Below are 15,576 nucleotides of genomic sequence, written 5' to 3' on the forward strand. Positions count from 1 at the left end.
GGCCGTAACTAAATTCCTCGCGGGCAGCAGCGCTGTCAGGCAAAATCATTTCCATTCCATCACAACTTGTAGATAAAATCGTCATGAAAAAGACCAAAATTGTTTGTACCATCGGACCAAAAACTGAATCCGAAGAAATGCTGACCAAACTGCTTGATGCAGGCATGAATGTAATGCGTTTGAACTTCTCTCACGGTGATTACGAGGAACATGGCCAGCGCATCAAGAATATCCGTAATGTCATGGCTAAAACCGGCCATAAAGCTGGCATCCTGCTAGACACCAAAGGCCCAGAAATCCGTACCATGAAACTGGAGGGCGGCGTAGACGCTTCTCTGGTTGCTGGCCAGAATTATACTTTCACAACAGATCAGTCAGTGATTGGTAACACTCAGCGTGTTGCTGTGACTTACGCTGGCTTTGCTGCCGATCTGAAAATTGGCAACACCATTCTGGTTGATGATGGCCTGATTGGTATGGAAGTGATCGAAGTTTCAGAAACTGAAGTGACCTGTAAAGTACTCAACAACGGTGACCTCGGCGAAAACAAAGGCGTTAACCTGCCAGGTGTGTCTATCGCTCTGCCAGCATTGGCTGAAAAAGATAAACGTGACCTTATCTTCGGTTGTGAGCAAGGTGTTGACTTCGTTGCAGCTTCCTTTATTCGTAAACGTTCCGATGTGCTGGAAATCCGTGAACATCTGAAAGCACACGGTGGCGAACATATTCAGATCATCTCTAAAATTGAGAATCAGGAAGGCCTGAACAACTTTGACGAAATCCTTGAAGCCTCCGATGGCATCATGGTCGCTCGTGGTGATTTAGGCGTTGAGATTCCGGTTGAAGAAGTCATCTTCGCTCAAAAAATGATGATCGAGAAATGTAACCGTGCACGCAAAGTTGTGATCACCGCGACACAGATGCTCGATTCCATGATCAAAAACCCGCGCCCTACTCGTGCTGAAGCTGGAGATGTCGCTAACGCGATCATCGATGGTACTGACGCAGTCATGCTGTCAGGTGAAAGTGCAAAAGGTAAGTATCCGCTGGAAGCTGTGACCATCATGGCAACCATTTGTGCCCGTACTGACCGCGTTATGCCAAGTCGTATTGATGTTCAGAACGACAACCGTAAACTACGCATCACAGAAGCAGTTTGCCGCGGCGCAGTAGAAACGGCCGAGAAACTGGATGCTCCACTGATCGTGGTAGCAACTAATGGAGGCAAATCTGCAAAGGCTGTGCGCAAATATTTCCCGCACGCTATCATTTTGGCATTAACCACTAACGAAGTAACCGCTCGACAGTTAATCCTGACGAAAGGCGTAGTGACTCAGTTGGTGAAAGAGATCGCTTCAACTGATGACTTCTACCGAATTGGTAAAGAAGCGGCAATCGAAAGCGGTTTAGCGCAGAAAGGCGATGTCGTCGTGATGGTTTCAGGCGCCCTGGTCCAAAGCGGCACCACCAATACTGCATCGGTACACATTGTTTAATTAAAATGTGGCATCGCTACAGGTCAAAACGCCGCGTAATGCGGCGTTTTTTATTGACCCTATTTTGGAAATCCAAAATAACATGCAGAAACACTAAGAAATAAATGGGACTAGTCTCATGGAATCCGGCTGTTTTCGCTGCAATTTTTGGCTTTTTCGTAAAATAAGATGTTTCTTTGAGCTAACAGTCGAAATAAAGCGTTTGCTAGCAAAAAATTATTCTCATTAGAAAATAGTTTGTGTAATACTTGTAACGCTACATGGAGATTAACTTAATCTAGAGGGTATTTATAATGAATCGCACTAAAATGGTACTGGGCGCTGTGATCTTGGCTTCAACTATGCTGGCTGGTTGTTCAAGCAATGCTAAAATCGACCAACTGTCTTCAGACGTTTCTACTCTGAACTCTAAAGTTGATCAACTGAGCAACGACGTGAACGCAATGCGTTCTGACGTTCAGGCAGCTAAAGACGACGCAGCACGCGCTAACCAACGTCTTGACAACCAAGCACACGCTTACAAGAAGTAATATTACTTCTTAAGCTCAATGGCGCACTTAGTGCGCCATTTTTTTTTCCTAGGATTTCCTTTCCCACGCCCGCCTCACGCTATCGATTTCCACTGGCTAAAAACGCTTCCTTTTGCCCTCACAGACGTACAGGCATAAAAAAGGAGCGGTAGCCGCTCCTAATATTTAGACCTTGCTATGGCTCATAGAGTGCCCTTAATGACGATCATCGGCTACTGCCCCGTTGACACCACTGCAGTCACAGGCGGTGCATCTGTCGCGTCAACACCTTTACTAACAATGACCGGCATGCCCGAGCGGCGCTCGATCGCCTGTTTTACCACTTCATCATCCGTATCTTTGCTCTTGATGAATTTCTTCGCAGCCACCGTGAGAGGAATAGGTTTCGTCTGGGGATCATCTTTTTCAGTGTGGGACAGCGGCTGATGTACTTCGATGTAACGCTTGCCATCAGGTTCAACATCGAATTTGATCGGCTGATTAATGATCTGCACACGCGTTCCCTTTGGCACCATATTGAACAATGCCTCGATATCGTCCGGGCGTAAACGGATACAGCCAGAACTGACACGCATACCGATACCAAAATTAGCATTGGTACCGTGGATAAGGTATTGCCCAGAGCCAGCAGAGAGGCGCATAGCGAACAAGCCCATCGGGTTCTCAGGGCCAGCAGGCACCATACCCGGCAGCTTGACCCCTTCTTTCAGATAAGCCTTACGAATGTTGGCAGTGGGGGTCCAGGTTGGATTGGGGATTTTCTGGCTGACAGAGGTCACCATTTCTGGCGTATTGCGTCCGAGTTGACCAATACCAATCGGCAATACAATCACCTTGTTCTCGCCTTTCGGATAATAATAGAGACGCATCTCTGCCAGATTCACCACAATCCCCTCACGCTTGGTATCCGGCAGCAGCATTTGCGAAGGAATGGTCAGAACGGTGCCGGGCTTGGGCAGATAAGGATCAGTACCCGGATTAGCCTCCAACATACCAATCAAACCAATCTGGTATTTTGCCGCAACCGCTTCCAGCGGCTTTCCATCGTTGGGAACAACATAAGTCGTGTTCTCACCAATCAAACGACTGTTGTCCAGCGGGAGGGGGTATTCTGCAGCGTTAGCGGTACTGCTTGCCAGATAACCGGCGAATAACATGCCCATCAGAGGTAGTGCACTTTTCATGCTGAATCCTGCTCGTTGTTATCGTAAAGGTAATAAAAACCCGATGCCATCTCAAGGCCGAAATTGCCTTCGCGAAATGAACTTTCCTTTGAATAATCAATAGTAACAGGAGAGAATTTAAAGGCAATTTACATGCCTAAAATCAAGACTTTACGAAGTCAAATCAACGTTATGTTTTGACCAGCGGAGGGGATTTAAGCAGCTGAAATTTCAACACTAAATGATGATGCTTTGAACGATGGGCGAAAAATAGCATTGCTCATTAGCAGAACATTCCTAATGAGCAATGAAGGGATGACCTGGCGTTCAGATCAGCTGCTGCGCACGAGCACGAATAGTGCGGATCATCGCTTCCAGCCCCTGCGAGCGTGAAGGCGTCAAATGCTGGCTCAATTCTAGCTGCGTGAAAAACGGTCGCACATCCAGCGTCACGACATCCTGTGCCGTTAGTCCCTGATAGAGACTGAAAACAATCGCCACTAAACCTTTAACGATCGCCGCATCACTGTCACCGAGGAAGCTCAGATTACCGTTTTCAGCCGTCTGCATGACAATCCACACCTGACTTTGACAACCAGAAATCAGGTTTTCATCCTGACGGTACTCATCAGTAAGTGGTGCTAACTGCGCCCCAAGTTCGATCACATAAAGATACTTTTCTTCCCAATTCGGACAACGGGAAAAATTTTTAACTAATTTTTCTTTATCTGGCAAAGCCATAAAAGTAAATCCTGATAATAGCTTGCTGGTTAGCCCAGCAGCCGGTGAATACGCTGCAGCCCTGCGACCAGACGGTCGACTTCTTCGCGGGTATTGTACATGGCAAGCGACGCACGGCACATAGCCGGGACACCGTAGAATGACATCAATGGCATAGCACAGTGATGCCCGGTACGGATTGCGATACCATATTGGTCGAGGAAACTCCCCACATCATAGGCGTGATGCTTGCCGAGGTTAAAGGCAATGACGCCTGAACGAGTCTCTGGACCGTAAATCACAAGGTCAGGCACCTGCGTCATAGCATCGAGCGCGTAGGACATCAATTCCTGCTCATAGGCGTGGATATTTTCCAGACCCAGTTCAGCCACATACTCCATTGCAGCCCCCAGCCCCATGATACCACCGGTATTTGGCGTGCCAGCTTCAAATCGCCACGGTACTGCCGCAAAGGTCGTACCTTCAGTCAGACTAACGTGTTTGATCATTGAGCCACCCCCTTCCCACGGAGGCATTTGATCCAGCAACGCTTTACGACCATAAAGAATACCAATGCCGGTTGGTCCGTAGAGCTTATGCCCGGACCAGACATAGAAATCACAGCCCAGTGCCTGAACGTCTACGCTGTAGTGCATCACTGCCTGCGCGCCATCTACCAGTACCGTCAGCCCTGCCGCCTTGGCCTGAGGGATGATTTTTTCAATCGGGTTGACAGTGCCAAGTACGTTGGAAACGTGCGTCAATGCCAGCAACTTGGTGCGTGGTGTGATCAGCGTTTCCAATTCAGACAAATCCAACTCGCCATTCGATGTCAAATGCCAGACGTCGATATGCAAATCACGCTCTTTTGCCAGCATCTGCCAGGGAACGATGTTGGCATGGTGCTCCATTTCGGTGATGATGATGCGATCGCCCGCATGCAAGGCAGTGCGCCCGAAGGTATTAGCGACCAGGTTAATGGCCTCGGTTGAGCCCTTAACAAACACGATCTCTTCGGCGGAAGCAGCATTGATAAATTGCGCAGCTTGCGTACGGACATTCTCCATCTGCTCGGTGGCTTCAGCACTTAAGGTATGAATGCCACGGTGAACCGCAGCATAACCGTGCTCATAGAACCCAAGCTCACGCTCAATGACCTGACGGGGTTTCTGCGCGCTGGCTGCACTGTCTAAGTAAGCCAGCGGCTGACCGTTGACTTCACGGCTTAGCAAGGGGAAATCGCTACGAACTCTTTCCAGGGGAAAACTCATTACTTACCTCGGTTTAGTCTGCCAGCAATACGGGCAATGACTACATCGCGCAGGGTTTCATTTTTAATCGCTTCAGTCAGCTCAGCCGCAAAAGCAAAAATAATCATGTGCTGTGCATCCTGGCCGCTGATGCCGCGTGCGCGCAGGTAGAAAAGTTGTTCATCATCGATACGACCAACCGTTGCACCGTGGCTACATTTCACATCATCAGCATAAATTTCTAACTGCGGTTTAGTGTCCACTTCAGCCTGCTTACTTAATAACAGGTTGTTGTTGTTCATCTTACCGTCTGTTTTCAGCGCATGCTTTGCCACTTTAATCATGCCGTTAAACACAGCTTTAGCGCGGTCACGCACGATCACTTTATGCAACTGGTTGCTGTTGCAATACCCCTTATTGTGCTCCAGATAGGTGCGGGTATCGGCAATTTCCGCATCGACTGGCAACACCAGGCTATTAATGTTCAGGTTACTGTTTTCACCGTTCAACTGCGCACTGGTGTTATTGCGGGTCAAGCCCGCGCCCAGTAAGAAGCTGTGGCTGGCAACGCGCGCGTCACGGCCAATCACCAGATCATTATGCGAGAAGTGGAAACTGGCCTGGCTTTCGAACGCCAGTTTGTAATGGTTAAAATCGGCATTATCGCCAACATTTACGGTCAAGCGCGCGCCCGTGAAATGGCCTTTATCGCCGAGAGTGACATAATGCTCAATTACCTCTGCATTGGCCCCACTTTCAATCACCAGATGATAGCGATGATGCACGGTATTGATTTCACGTTCCTGCTCACGTCCACTACTGATGTGCAGCAGATAGAGCGGTTTCTCTGCCTGTTTTCCGGCCGGTAAGCGTACAGACAAAGCGTCTTGTGCCAGACTTTCGGTCAGATGCAGGAAGACTTCAGACTCAATCGGTTCCGGCAGTGTTTGCTGCATGGACGGACTCAGTTTCTCAATCTCAAACTCACCAGTCTGAACATCGCTGAGATTGGCGTCGTAACGACCATCCACAAAGACCAGACGATAAGCCTCAACCGGCAGGGCTACGGCGTTCAATTGTTCAATGGACAGCCCATGCTGCTGCGGTGCAAAGAACTGTTTACCCAGCAAAGAAGATACCGGTGTATATTTCCAGTTCTCTAGTTTTGCATTGGGAAAGCCGATACGTAAAACCTGCTGCCAATGGGCATGAGCATGCGCTGACTGCTCTCCGCCCGCACTTTCGAACAGGCGGTATAACTGCTGCATGGCGTGCGAACTGCCCGCCGCTGGTGCGTTACTCTTGCTCTGTAAGCCAGCCATAACCTTGCTCCTCTAACTGTTTAACCAAGGTGAAATCGCCGGATTTAACAATGCGGCCCTGCCACAAAACGTGCACGTAGTCAGGCTTGATGTAGTCGAGGATACGCTGGTAGTGGGTAACGATAATGAATGAACGTTTACCGTCACGTAAGGAATTCACGCCATCGGAAACAATTTTCAGCGCATCAATGTCCAGACCAGAGTCAGTTTCATCGAGGATGCACAAATTAGGCTCAAGAGCCGCCATTTGCAGAATATCGTTACGCTTCTTTTCACCGCCGGAGAAACCGACGTTGACCGAGCGGGTCAGCAAATCGGACGGCATTTTGAGCATATCAATTTTTTCTTCGATAAAATCAGCGAAGTCAAAACGATCCATTGGCGGCAACTGACGATATTTACGTACCGCATTGACTGCAGTTTGCAGGAAAAAATGGTTGGTGACGCCGGGAATCTCTACCGGATACTGGAAGGCCATAAAGACGCCCTCGCCTGCACGGTCTTCCGGCGCGAGATCCAGTAAATCTTTACCGTTGAATTCAACAGTACCCTCGGTAACTTCGTAGTCCTCGCGTCCGGCCAGCGTCGCGGAAAGCGTACTTTTACCGGAACCGTTCGGCCCCATAATGGCGTGTACTTCCCCTGGTTTGATCTCAAGATCAAGCCCTTTAAGAATTTCCTTTTCTTCGACACGGACCTTTAAATTCTTAATGCTTAACATACGTATCCTTGAGTTTGCGCTTGCGCGCTCATAATTCTGATTATGCTTTACTGTGCTGAACTCAAACCTGTCCGTCACGGACGCTACACCATACAGCGACGGCAGGAAAATTCGCCGGTGTATTAACCGACACTGTGTTCAAGGCTGATCGCCAACAGTTTCTGTGCTTCGACAGCAAACTCCAGCGGCAGCTCGGAAAAGACATCTTTGCAGAAACCATTAACAATCATCGAGATGGCATCATCTTCGCTGATACCGCGCTGCAGGCAGTAGAACAGCTGGTCATCGCCGATTTTCGAGGTAGTGGCCTCATGCTCAAGCTGGGCAGTATTGTTGCGTACTTCCACATAAGGGAAGGTATGCGCCGCGCTGTCCGGGCCGATAAGCATCGAGTCACATTGGGTAAAGTTACGGGCGTTTTCCGCCGACGGTAGAATTTTCACCAGACCGCGATAACTATTCTGGCTGTGGCCGGCAGAAATACCTTTGGAAATAATGGTCGACTTGGTGTTTTTACCAATATGGATCATCTTGGTCCCGGTATCAGCCTGCTGTTGACCGCTGGTCAGCGCCACGGAGAAGAACTCACCGATCGAGTTATCGCCTTTGAGGATAACGCTCGGGTATTTCCAGGTGATCGCAGAGCCAGTTTCAGACTGTGTCCAGGACATTTTCGAACCCGCACCTTCACACAGTGCGCGTTTAGTGACGAAGTTCAGTATCCCGCCAGTGCTCTCTTTGCCACCGGAGAACCAGTTCTGCACGGTGGAATATTTCACTTCCGCATCTTTGTGCAAAATAACTTCAACCACGGCCGCATGAAGCTGATAGGTATCGCGAACCGGCGCAGAACACCCTTCGATATAGCTCACATAGCTGCCTTCGTCGGCAATGAGGATGGTACGTTCGAACTGGCCGGTTTTCGCTGCGTTAATACGGAAATAGGTCGACAGCTCCATAGGGCAACGCACGCCTTTCGGCACGTAAACGAAAGTGCCGTCAGAAGCCACAGCAGCGTTCAGTGCAGCAAAGAAATTATCCTGTGCAGGGACGACTGTACCGAGATATTTGCGAACCAGATCCGGGTATTCGTGAATGGCTTCACCGAATGAGCAGAAAATGACGCCTGACTCAGCCAACTTCTCACGGTAAGTGGTAGAAACAGACACTGAATCGAAAATGGCATCGACTGCCACTTCTTGCCCTTCACGTACGGGAACACCCAGCTGTTCGAAGGCTTTCTCCACTTCGCTGGTCAGGTAGTTTTTACCGTCGGTCGCAGGAATACCCAGAGCGTCGGCCGTTGACTGCTGCGTTGCACCTGGCTGTGATCCACAGGTGTCATCACAGCTTCCGCAGGAAGGCGCGGAGTAATAACTGTAATCTTGATAGTCAAGCGGCGTGTAATACGCTTTCAACCAGTGAGGCTCTTCCATTTTCAACCAAGCATGGTAAGCCTGCAGACGAAATTCCAGCATCCACTCAGGCTCATTGCGTTTCGCGGAAATGGCACGTACCACATCTTCGTTGATGCCAGATGCTAATTCATCGGTGGCCAGTTGGGTGAAGAACCCTTCCTTGTACTTCGTCTCCGCGCCGACCCAAGACTGCACATTCTCTGGAATTTCTACGTTGCTTCGTGACATATTGGTTACATCGCTTCGTTTACAATTTCGTTTATACAATAAAATTAAATACCAAAGCTTTCGCCACACCCGCAGGCATGTTGAGCTTTAGGATTATTGAATTTAAATATTTGATTAAGCCCTTCGCGGACGAAATCTACCTCGGTGCCATCGATGAAAGGCATGGCTTTCACAGGAATGAACAACTTTGCGCCATCGCGCTCAAACACCAGATCATCACTGGCAGGTTGCTTGGTCAGGTCCAGCACATAGCCAAAACCGGCGCAACCCGACTGTTTAACAGAGATCTGTAGGCCTTTGACCTCGGGATCCTGGGTGATCAATGTCTTAACCTGCTTTGCAGCAGACGCTGTCAACGTCACGCCTTGCCAAATATTTTCATCTAAAGAAAATGTACCGACAGTTTCAGTTTGCATCTGTCCTACCTCGATTGTTTCAGGGTCATAGACAAGACCTATTGTGTCTATTCTAGTGATAACATGTATCACTTCAACCTCTTGTTTTAAGAGGGTATAGCGATTTCGCGTGAGGAGAGTCACTCAACGCCTGCGCTTTCTCAAGCGAGCTGCTGGCGGGTCTTAAACACCGCAGCCATCAACACATTGAATAAGTTGTCAATTTTTTGTTAAAAAAAGCCAATTCCCCACGCCAGCTGCGGGATAAAAAGTGTTCCTGATAACTATTATAAAACATTCATCGGAAATACCTATTTATGAATTCGTTCATTTATAGTCAAGAAATGCCTTATTTAGCTCCATATCCACACCAAGTTAAGGGATGTTATGCCCATTAACCTCATCCAAAATAATGCCAGTATCCCGATTGATCCGCCGCTCATTTACCAATATGATGAATTCTAAAATTGATAATGGTTATCATTCAAAAAAATCGGACCGAAGCGAATGACTCAATGTGTTAATGCGTGGCTGCAAAAAAAAATCGACGAATACAAATTCTCCGTTCGTGACGCCACGGTAGACTTTTATTTGACGGAAGCCGCCCTACGCCGCGAAGACGCCGACATCGCCCAGCTCAAGCGCTTCAACACACACTGCCTCGACATGGCAAATCTCTGCCTACAAAACGGTGATGACCATAGTTATGTGCATGCACTGTGTAAACTGCATAACCGCCTTATCCTTGAGATCAACACGCCCCACCGCATCGAGCTTTTCCGGGTACAGAGTTATCATTTCGCACGTCATACCTTGAAATTAATCTGTCACTATTATGCCATGTTGGGTATCTGGGAAAAAGCGAAGGCCTTTCAAACTGACTTCGTCAAACGCGTACCTTTTCAGCTTTGAAAAAATAAGCGTCAATCTGTCCTGCAAATGAAAAAGCGGAAGCACCTGAAATGCTTCCGCCCTGCCCTTCTGAATCTAATTAAACATCCGTGATCGGTTTAAATATCAATCACCATTGTCGTCAGTCGTGAAATGCAGCACAGCTTTTCCTGGCTATCAAAGATCTCAATCTGCCAGACCTGATTGCGGCGCCCCACATGCAAGGCTCGGCATACCCCTTTGACATAGCCCTGCGTTGCGGCACGCAGATGGTTAGCATTAATTTCCACCCCAACGACCTGCTGTTCACCGCGCGTACACAGATATCCGGCCATTGAACCCATCGACTCCGCGAGTACCACCGACGCACCGCCGTGCAACAGCCCGAAGGGTTGCGTGGTGCGTGAGTCAACCGGCATAGTGGCTTCGAGATGATCGTCGCCCAGCAAAGTAAACTCGATCCCAATATGCCCAACCATGCATCCTTGGCTAGCGTGATTAAGCGCCTCTAGCGTGGTATCTCTTTTCCAAAAAGCCATGTGCTGCTCCTGCAACCTTTAAGGGATCAATTCCAGTAGTGCCTGTAAAGGATGGCGCAAGCCATTACCTTCAATGCGTTTGACCTGACTGCGGCATGAGTAACCCGTCGCGAGACAGCGTTGACGCGGCAGACGCTGTAAAGACTGGTGCCACGACAGTTCATAGATACCCAATGAGTTTTGAATATTCTTACTTTCATGCCCATAGGTCCCTGCCATGCCGCAACAACCGACACTGACATTTTCGAGTTTGGCACCATAGCGGGCGAAAATATCGCTCCACTGCTTGCTGCTCCCCGGCAATGCCGTACTTTCCGTACAATGCCCAAACAGATACCAGGATTCGCCACTTTGTTGCTGTTCGGGTCGATCCATCAGCAACTTGTCCAGCCATTCATGTACCAATTGGACCTCGAACGAACCCCGTGTCGCGCCAAGGATTTCTTTATATTCGTCGCGATAGCAGAGCACCAGAGCGGGATCAACCCCCACCAGCGGCATGCCTAACTGAGCAACACGGTTGAGGAATAAAGAGGTTTTCTTAGCCGTTTTGGCGAACTGTTGTAAAAACCCCTTGATATGCTGCGCTTTGCCGTTTGGCGAAAATGGCAGCAGAATCGGTTTCAGCCCCAACTTCTCCACCAGACGGACAAAATCAGCCACTACCTGGGCATCGTAATAGCTGGTGAAGGGATCCTGCACAATCAATACATAGTTGCTGCGCTGCTCGGGACTAATTTCTTCCAGTTGCTCCAGCGTCATCTTGATTGCACTGTGGCCGAGCAATTGCTGGCGTAGAGTCGGCGATGAGAGTAATGGCAGGTCGACCATACCGATGCTTTTACGGCTCAGCTCCCGGACCCAGGGTTGGCTAAAGAAGAAATTAAATACCTTCGGTGCTTTCGCCATAAGCGGCGTATAGCTTTCCACTCCAGCGACCAAATAGTCACGCGCCGGGCGCAGATATCTGGTGTGGTAAAGCTGTAGAAAACGTGAGCGGAAACCGGGGACATCAATTTTTATCGGGCACTGCGTTGAACACGCCTTACAGGCCAGACAGCCGGACATCGCCTCTTTCACCTCATGAGAGAAATCGTACTCCCCTTTCTTGGCATACCAGGTGTTGCGCGTCCGGTCGATAAGTAGACGAAAACTCATTTTTTGCTGCGGTAATGCATTTTCCAGCGCCAGCGGGTCGACACCTTGCTCAGAGAGTAAACGCAGCCATTCGCGCACCAGGCCGGCACGCCCTTTCGGCGAATGAATACGGCTGCCCGTGATTTTCATCGAAGGACACATCGGGCTTTTCACATCAAAGTTAAAGCAAAGGCCGTTGCCGTTACACTCCATCGCGCCACGAAATGACTGTCGCACCTCCAGCGGAATGCGGCGATCCAGCGAACCTCGCTTTTCAGCGTCTACCTTCAACATCGGCTCATCGCAATCGAGTGGGGCACAAATTTTGCCGGGATTCAGCCGATTGTCCGGGTCAAATACTGACTTAATGCGACGAAGTTCATTAAACAGGGCTTCACCAAAGAAAGCCGGGCTGTATTCGGCACGGAAACCTTTTCCATGCTCACCCCATAGAAGGCCGCCGTATTTCGCCGTCAGCGCCACGACCTGATCTGAAAGTTGCTTCAGCAAGACTTCCTGCTGTGGATCACACATATCCAGCGCCGGGCGGACATGCAAAACGCCGGCATCGACGTGACCGAACATGCCATAACTTAGATTATGGCTGTCGAGCAACGCACGGAACTCAACAATATAGTCTGCCAGCGATTCGGGCGGAACGCAGGTATCTTCCGCAAAGGGCAATGGCTTGGCCTGACCTTTCGCATTACCCAGCAGACCTACCGCTTTCTTGCGCATATTATAGATGCGCTCAATACCGGGAAGATCGGCACAAATCTGATAACCGATAACGCCACCTTCGCCATCGCTGATCAGTCCGTCCAGACGCTCACACAACGCTTCCAACTGGCGCTCAATCAATACGTCATCGTCCCCGGCAAACTCCACGATATTGAGTCCCTGCATATCCTTGCCGGGAACATCAGTAATATAATCACGAACGGTATGCCAAACGATGTCCTCACGGGCCAGATTCAGTACTTTCGAGTCCACCGTTTCAACCGACAAGGCCTTCGCCTCCACCATAAAAGGTGCATTGCGCAGAGCGGAATTAAAGGAGTCATATTTAATATTGACCAAGCGCCGCACTTTGGGAATGGGCGTAATATTCAGTCGCGCTTCCGTGATAAAAGCCAGCGAGCCTTCTGAACCGGTGAGAATCCGGGTCAGGTTAAAGGTTTGTAGATCATCGCTCAGTACATGGCGCAGGTCATAACCAGTGAGAAAGCGGTTAAGTTTGGGGAATTTTTCGATCACCAATGCTCGGTTGTCGCGACAGCTGTTCAGCACGGTGCGATAGATCCGCCCGATGACCGAATCTTCTTCGCCCAGTTTATCGGCAAGCTCCGTCGGCATCGCCGTGGTATCGAGCATATCGCCACCAATAACAATGGCGCGCAACCCCAAAACGTGGTCAGAGGTTTTACCGTAGACCAGTGAACCCTGGCCCGACGCATCGGTATTGATCATCCCACCGAGCGTCGCCCGGTTGCTGGTTGAAAGTTCTGGAGAGAAGAAATAACCGAGCGGTCGCAGATAATCATTGAGCTGGTCTTTAATAACGCCTGCTTCAACTTTTACCCATCCTTGTGTGACATTCACGTCCAGAATGCGGTTCATATGTCGGGACATATCCACCACTATTCCGCGATTCAGTGACTGCCCGTTGGTCCCTGTACCGCCACCGCGTGGTGTGAAGACTAGCGTTCGGAAACGTTCTTGCCCGGCAAGCCTCGCCAGCAAAGCGACATCCGATGTGGCTTTCGGAAACAATACGGCATCAGGCAATAACTGGTAAACGCTGTTATCCGTCGCCATGGTTAGCCGATCGGCATAGGTTGTCGTGACGTCACCCGTAAATCCGTCTTTCTTTAACGCTTCCAAAAAATCGAGCACCAACTGAATAATGCCAGGTGCCTGTGAAATCTGTGGGATCATTTATTTTGACTCTGTCTTTGTTGTTGTTTGCCGGGCCCTGTTCTTTACCCAGTATAAAAACTAACATACTTCGTTTTCCAGTGCTTGGTCTGAGTGTTGTCAGTGATCCTCAAATTTGATAAGAGCGAAAATCCACCATGTTGACTGATAACAAAATTCGCGGTGTGCTGTCCAAAAACGGCTAAATGCTCCATGCTTACCAAAGTGACAATCTGCAGTAATTGAAAGCGCTATTCTGTCACCTTGCCCAGTTTCTACTATGAGAACGAAGAATGAACCTCCCGATTAAACGTTATGATTTGCCTCAAATTATGTTTGGGGTTTTATTTATTGCCCTGATGACGGTAGCCAGTATTTGGATCGTCCAGCCTTTTATTTTAGGTTTTGCCTGGGCGGGAATGGTGGTGATTGCCACATGGCCTTTAATGATCAAACTGCAAAGATTGCTTTGGGGTAAACGCTTTCTCGCGGTGATCGTGATGACACTCCTGCTGATTTTGCTGTTTGTTCTGCCTATAGCAACGCTGGTGAGCAGTGCCATTGAAAATGGCGCACCGTTGGTACAACTGGCGGGTAACCCATCCAGTTTACATTTGCCTGACTTCAGCTGGCTGCGCTCTATTCCTCTGGTCGGTCATAAGTTATACAGCGGTTGGCATTCAATCATTAACGGTGGCGGCAATGCCTTAATGACGAAAGTACAGCCTTATGTCGGGCAAACTGCGTCATGGTTTCTGATACAGGCCGGTCATCTGGGACGTTTCATTATTCACTGTTCATTGATGCTGTTATTTAGCGCCCTGCTTTACAGTCGTGGTGAACACGTTGGCATGGGGATCCGCCATTTCGCTGTCCGTTTGGCCGCAGAGCGTGGTGATGCCGCCGTTATCCTGGCGGGTCAGGCGATCCGCGCCGTCGCGCTAGGTGTTGTCGTGACCGCGATTGTGCAGTCAGTGCTGGGTGGCATCGGGTTGGCTATCGCGGGTATTCCTTACGCAACGGTTCTGACCGTAGTGATGTTTGTTTGCTGCGTGGCACAAATCGGCCCCTTACCGGTGCTTATTCCCGCCATCATCTGGCTGTACTGGACCGGGGACAACACATTTGGCACCGTTCTTCTGGTATGGAGCTGTGTCGTTGGATCGCTCGATAACGTTTTGCGCCCGGTACTGATCCGAATGGGTGCAGATCTGCCGATGTTACTCATTCTCTCTGGGGTTATCGGTGGCCTGTTTGCCTTCGGGATGATAGGGCTATTCATTGGTCCGGTCGTTCTGGCCGTCTCATATCGCCTGATTTCACTTTGGGTCAATGAAGCGCCAGAACCGGAACGTGACTTTCATCAGATTGCCAGATCCCTTGATGAATAAGATCTAAATAACCGTTACCACGCTACCTGTCTTTATGACGTTATTTCCTCGTGAGACAGGCAGCGTGATCTTGACTGCGATCCACTTTTTTGTGCCCCTGAACTCTCCGCCTAAATCATCGATTGACTCTGTATATAGATCTCATTAATTCGTTACATAGCGTAATCGTTGCTATTGAGACAAATCTTACAGACGAAAACCCCGAAAATCCCTAGTATTATTAACAGTTGAGATTTCAACCCCCTGATTTATATGTAAGGTTTCCCCTAACCCTATGTAACCAATATTGCTGTGTGTAGTCTTTGCCTATCTCCTATGATGGGCTTTTTTTTGTCCTGAATTAGCGGAAATGTGGCTAAATCAGGTCATAACTTACGCGGTCTTAAGCTAGCCAGGATGCATTCTCCGGGAATAAAATACGCCTTAAAACACGATAAAAAAAGCCGTGGCTCAACACC

The 15,576-nt window shown here is 49.2% G+C and carries 13 protein-coding genes and 1 other RNA gene; 5 read left to right on the top strand and 9 right to left on the bottom strand.

Annotation, left to right across the window (positions count from 1 at the left end; all coding sequences use genetic code 11):
* The first annotated feature begins 83 nt into the window (after nt 1-83).
* On the top strand, nt 84-1,496 hold the full coding sequence (gene pykF / locus IEV89_RS07100; RefSeq protein WP_188471928.1) for a pyruvate kinase PykF: 1,413 nt from the start codon (nt 84-86) through the stop codon (nt 1,494-1,496).
* 293 nt (nt 1,497-1,789) lie between these two features.
* A complete protein-coding gene (locus IEV89_RS07105; RefSeq protein ID WP_188471930.1) occupies nt 1,790-2,026 on the top strand; it encodes a major outer membrane lipoprotein in 237 nt (78 codons plus the stop codon).
* Nucleotides 2,027-2,238: 212 nt separating this feature from the next.
* Here the strand turns inward: IEV89_RS07105 and IEV89_RS07110 are convergent, their stop codons facing one another.
* From IEV89_RS07110 to sufA, 7 genes are all read right to left on the bottom strand, one after another.
* Nucleotides 2,239-3,210 carry a L,D-transpeptidase family protein gene (locus IEV89_RS07110; RefSeq protein WP_188471932.1) on the bottom strand — a complete coding sequence of 324 codons (972 nt, stop codon included), beginning with the start codon at nt 3,208-3,210 and terminating at the stop codon, nt 2,239-2,241.
* Nucleotides 3,211-3,516: 306 nt separating this feature from the next.
* On the bottom strand, nt 3,517-3,930 hold the full coding sequence (sufE, locus tag IEV89_RS07115; protein ID WP_188471934.1) for a cysteine desulfuration protein SufE: 414 nt from the start codon (nt 3,928-3,930) through the stop codon (nt 3,517-3,519).
* 29 nt (nt 3,931-3,959) lie between these two features.
* The gene (sufS, locus tag IEV89_RS07120) at nt 3,960-5,180 is read right to left on the bottom strand and encodes a cysteine desulfurase SufS (protein WP_188471936.1); all 1,221 of its coding nucleotides are present in this window, start codon (nt 5,178-5,180) and stop codon (nt 3,960-3,962) included.
* Nucleotides 5,180-6,481 (bottom strand): Fe-S cluster assembly protein SufD, encoded by a 1,302-nt coding sequence (sufD, locus tag IEV89_RS07125; protein ID WP_188471938.1) that lies wholly within the window; start codon nt 6,479-6,481, stop codon nt 5,180-5,182. Before sufD ends, sufS begins: the two co-directional genes overlap by 1 nt.
* A complete protein-coding gene (sufC, locus tag IEV89_RS07130; protein WP_188471940.1) occupies nt 6,456-7,202 on the bottom strand; it encodes a Fe-S cluster assembly ATPase SufC in 747 nt (248 codons plus the stop codon). Before sufC ends, sufD begins: the two co-directional genes overlap by 26 nt.
* 122 nt (nt 7,203-7,324) lie before the next feature.
* Nucleotides 7,325-8,848 carry a Fe-S cluster assembly protein SufB gene (sufB, locus tag IEV89_RS07135; RefSeq protein ID WP_188471942.1) on the bottom strand — a complete coding sequence of 508 codons (1,524 nt, stop codon included), beginning with the start codon at nt 8,846-8,848 and terminating at the stop codon, nt 7,325-7,327.
* Nucleotides 8,849-8,892: 44 nt separating this feature from the next.
* The gene (sufA, locus tag IEV89_RS07140) at nt 8,893-9,264 is read right to left on the bottom strand and encodes a Fe-S cluster assembly scaffold SufA (RefSeq protein WP_188472417.1); all 372 of its coding nucleotides are present in this window, start codon (nt 9,262-9,264) and stop codon (nt 8,893-8,895) included.
* Nucleotides 9,265-9,750: 486 nt separating this feature from the next.
* On the opposite strand from sufA, the gene IEV89_RS07145 reads away from it, so the two are divergent.
* On the top strand, nt 9,751-10,155 hold the full coding sequence (locus tag IEV89_RS07145) for a hypothetical protein (protein ID WP_188471944.1): 405 nt from the start codon (nt 9,751-9,753) through the stop codon (nt 10,153-10,155).
* Nucleotides 10,156-10,253: 98 nt separating this feature from the next.
* On the opposite strand, the gene IEV89_RS07150 is transcribed toward IEV89_RS07145, so the two are convergent.
* Together IEV89_RS07150 and ydiJ are read right to left on the bottom strand one after the other, a co-directional pair.
* Complete coding sequence (locus tag IEV89_RS07150; RefSeq protein ID WP_188471946.1) at nt 10,254-10,673, bottom strand: hotdog fold thioesterase; 420 nt, start codon at nt 10,671-10,673, stop codon at nt 10,254-10,256.
* An 18-nt stretch (nt 10,674-10,691) separates the two neighbouring features.
* Nucleotides 10,692-13,748: a D-2-hydroxyglutarate dehydrogenase YdiJ gene (gene ydiJ, locus IEV89_RS07155; RefSeq protein ID WP_188471948.1), complete on the bottom strand. Its 3,057-nt coding sequence runs from the start codon at nt 13,746-13,748 to the stop codon at nt 10,692-10,694.
* 272 nt (nt 13,749-14,020) lie between these two features.
* On the opposite strand from ydiJ, the gene ydiK reads away from it, so the two are divergent.
* Nucleotides 14,021-15,118 (top strand): AI-2E family transporter YdiK, encoded by a 1,098-nt coding sequence (ydiK, locus tag IEV89_RS07160; RefSeq protein WP_188471950.1) that lies wholly within the window; start codon nt 14,021-14,023, stop codon nt 15,116-15,118.
* 223 nt (nt 15,119-15,341) lie between these two features.
* An RNA gene (gene rprA / locus IEV89_RS07165) (antisense sRNA RprA) lies at nt 15,342-15,452 on the top strand.
* Nucleotides 15,453-15,576 lie beyond the last annotated feature (124 nt).

This window comes from Hafnia psychrotolerans (assembly GCF_014639435.1).
GTDB classification, from domain to species: Bacteria; Pseudomonadota; Gammaproteobacteria; order Enterobacterales; family Enterobacteriaceae; genus Ewingella; species Ewingella psychrotolerans.

Coding starts and splice junctions, on each gene's coding strand:
- pykF (WP_188471928.1), top strand. CDS start 84: ATGAAAAAGACCAAAATTGTTTGTACCATCGGACCAAAAACTGAATCC.
- IEV89_RS07105 (WP_188471930.1), top strand. CDS start 1,790: ATGAATCGCACTAAAATGGTACTGGGCGCTGTGATCTTGGCTTCAACT.
- IEV89_RS07110 (WP_188471932.1), bottom strand. CDS start 3,210: ATGAAAAGTGCACTACCTCTGATGGGCATGTTATTCGCCGGTTATCTG.
- sufE (WP_188471934.1), bottom strand. CDS start 3,930: ATGGCTTTGCCAGATAAAGAAAAATTAGTTAAAAATTTTTCCCGTTGT.
- sufS (WP_188471936.1), bottom strand. CDS start 5,180: ATGAGTTTTCCCCTGGAAAGAGTTCGTAGCGATTTCCCCTTGCTAAGC.
- sufD (WP_188471938.1), bottom strand. CDS start 6,481: ATGGCTGGCTTACAGAGCAAGAGTAACGCACCAGCGGCGGGCAGTTCG.
- sufC (WP_188471940.1), bottom strand. CDS start 7,202: ATGTTAAGCATTAAGAATTTAAAGGTCCGTGTCGAAGAAAAGGAAATT.
- sufB (WP_188471942.1), bottom strand. CDS start 8,848: ATGTCACGAAGCAACGTAGAAATTCCAGAGAATGTGCAGTCTTGGGTC.
- sufA (WP_188472417.1), bottom strand. CDS start 9,264: ATGCAAACTGAAACTGTCGGTACATTTTCTTTAGATGAAAATATTTGG.
- IEV89_RS07145 (WP_188471944.1), top strand. CDS start 9,751: ATGACTCAATGTGTTAATGCGTGGCTGCAAAAAAAAATCGACGAATAC.
- IEV89_RS07150 (WP_188471946.1), bottom strand. CDS start 10,673: ATGGCTTTTTGGAAAAGAGATACCACGCTAGAGGCGCTTAATCACGCT.
- ydiJ (WP_188471948.1), bottom strand. CDS start 13,748: ATGATCCCACAGATTTCACAGGCACCTGGCATTATTCAGTTGGTGCTC.
- ydiK (WP_188471950.1), top strand. CDS start 14,021: ATGAACCTCCCGATTAAACGTTATGATTTGCCTCAAATTATGTTTGGG.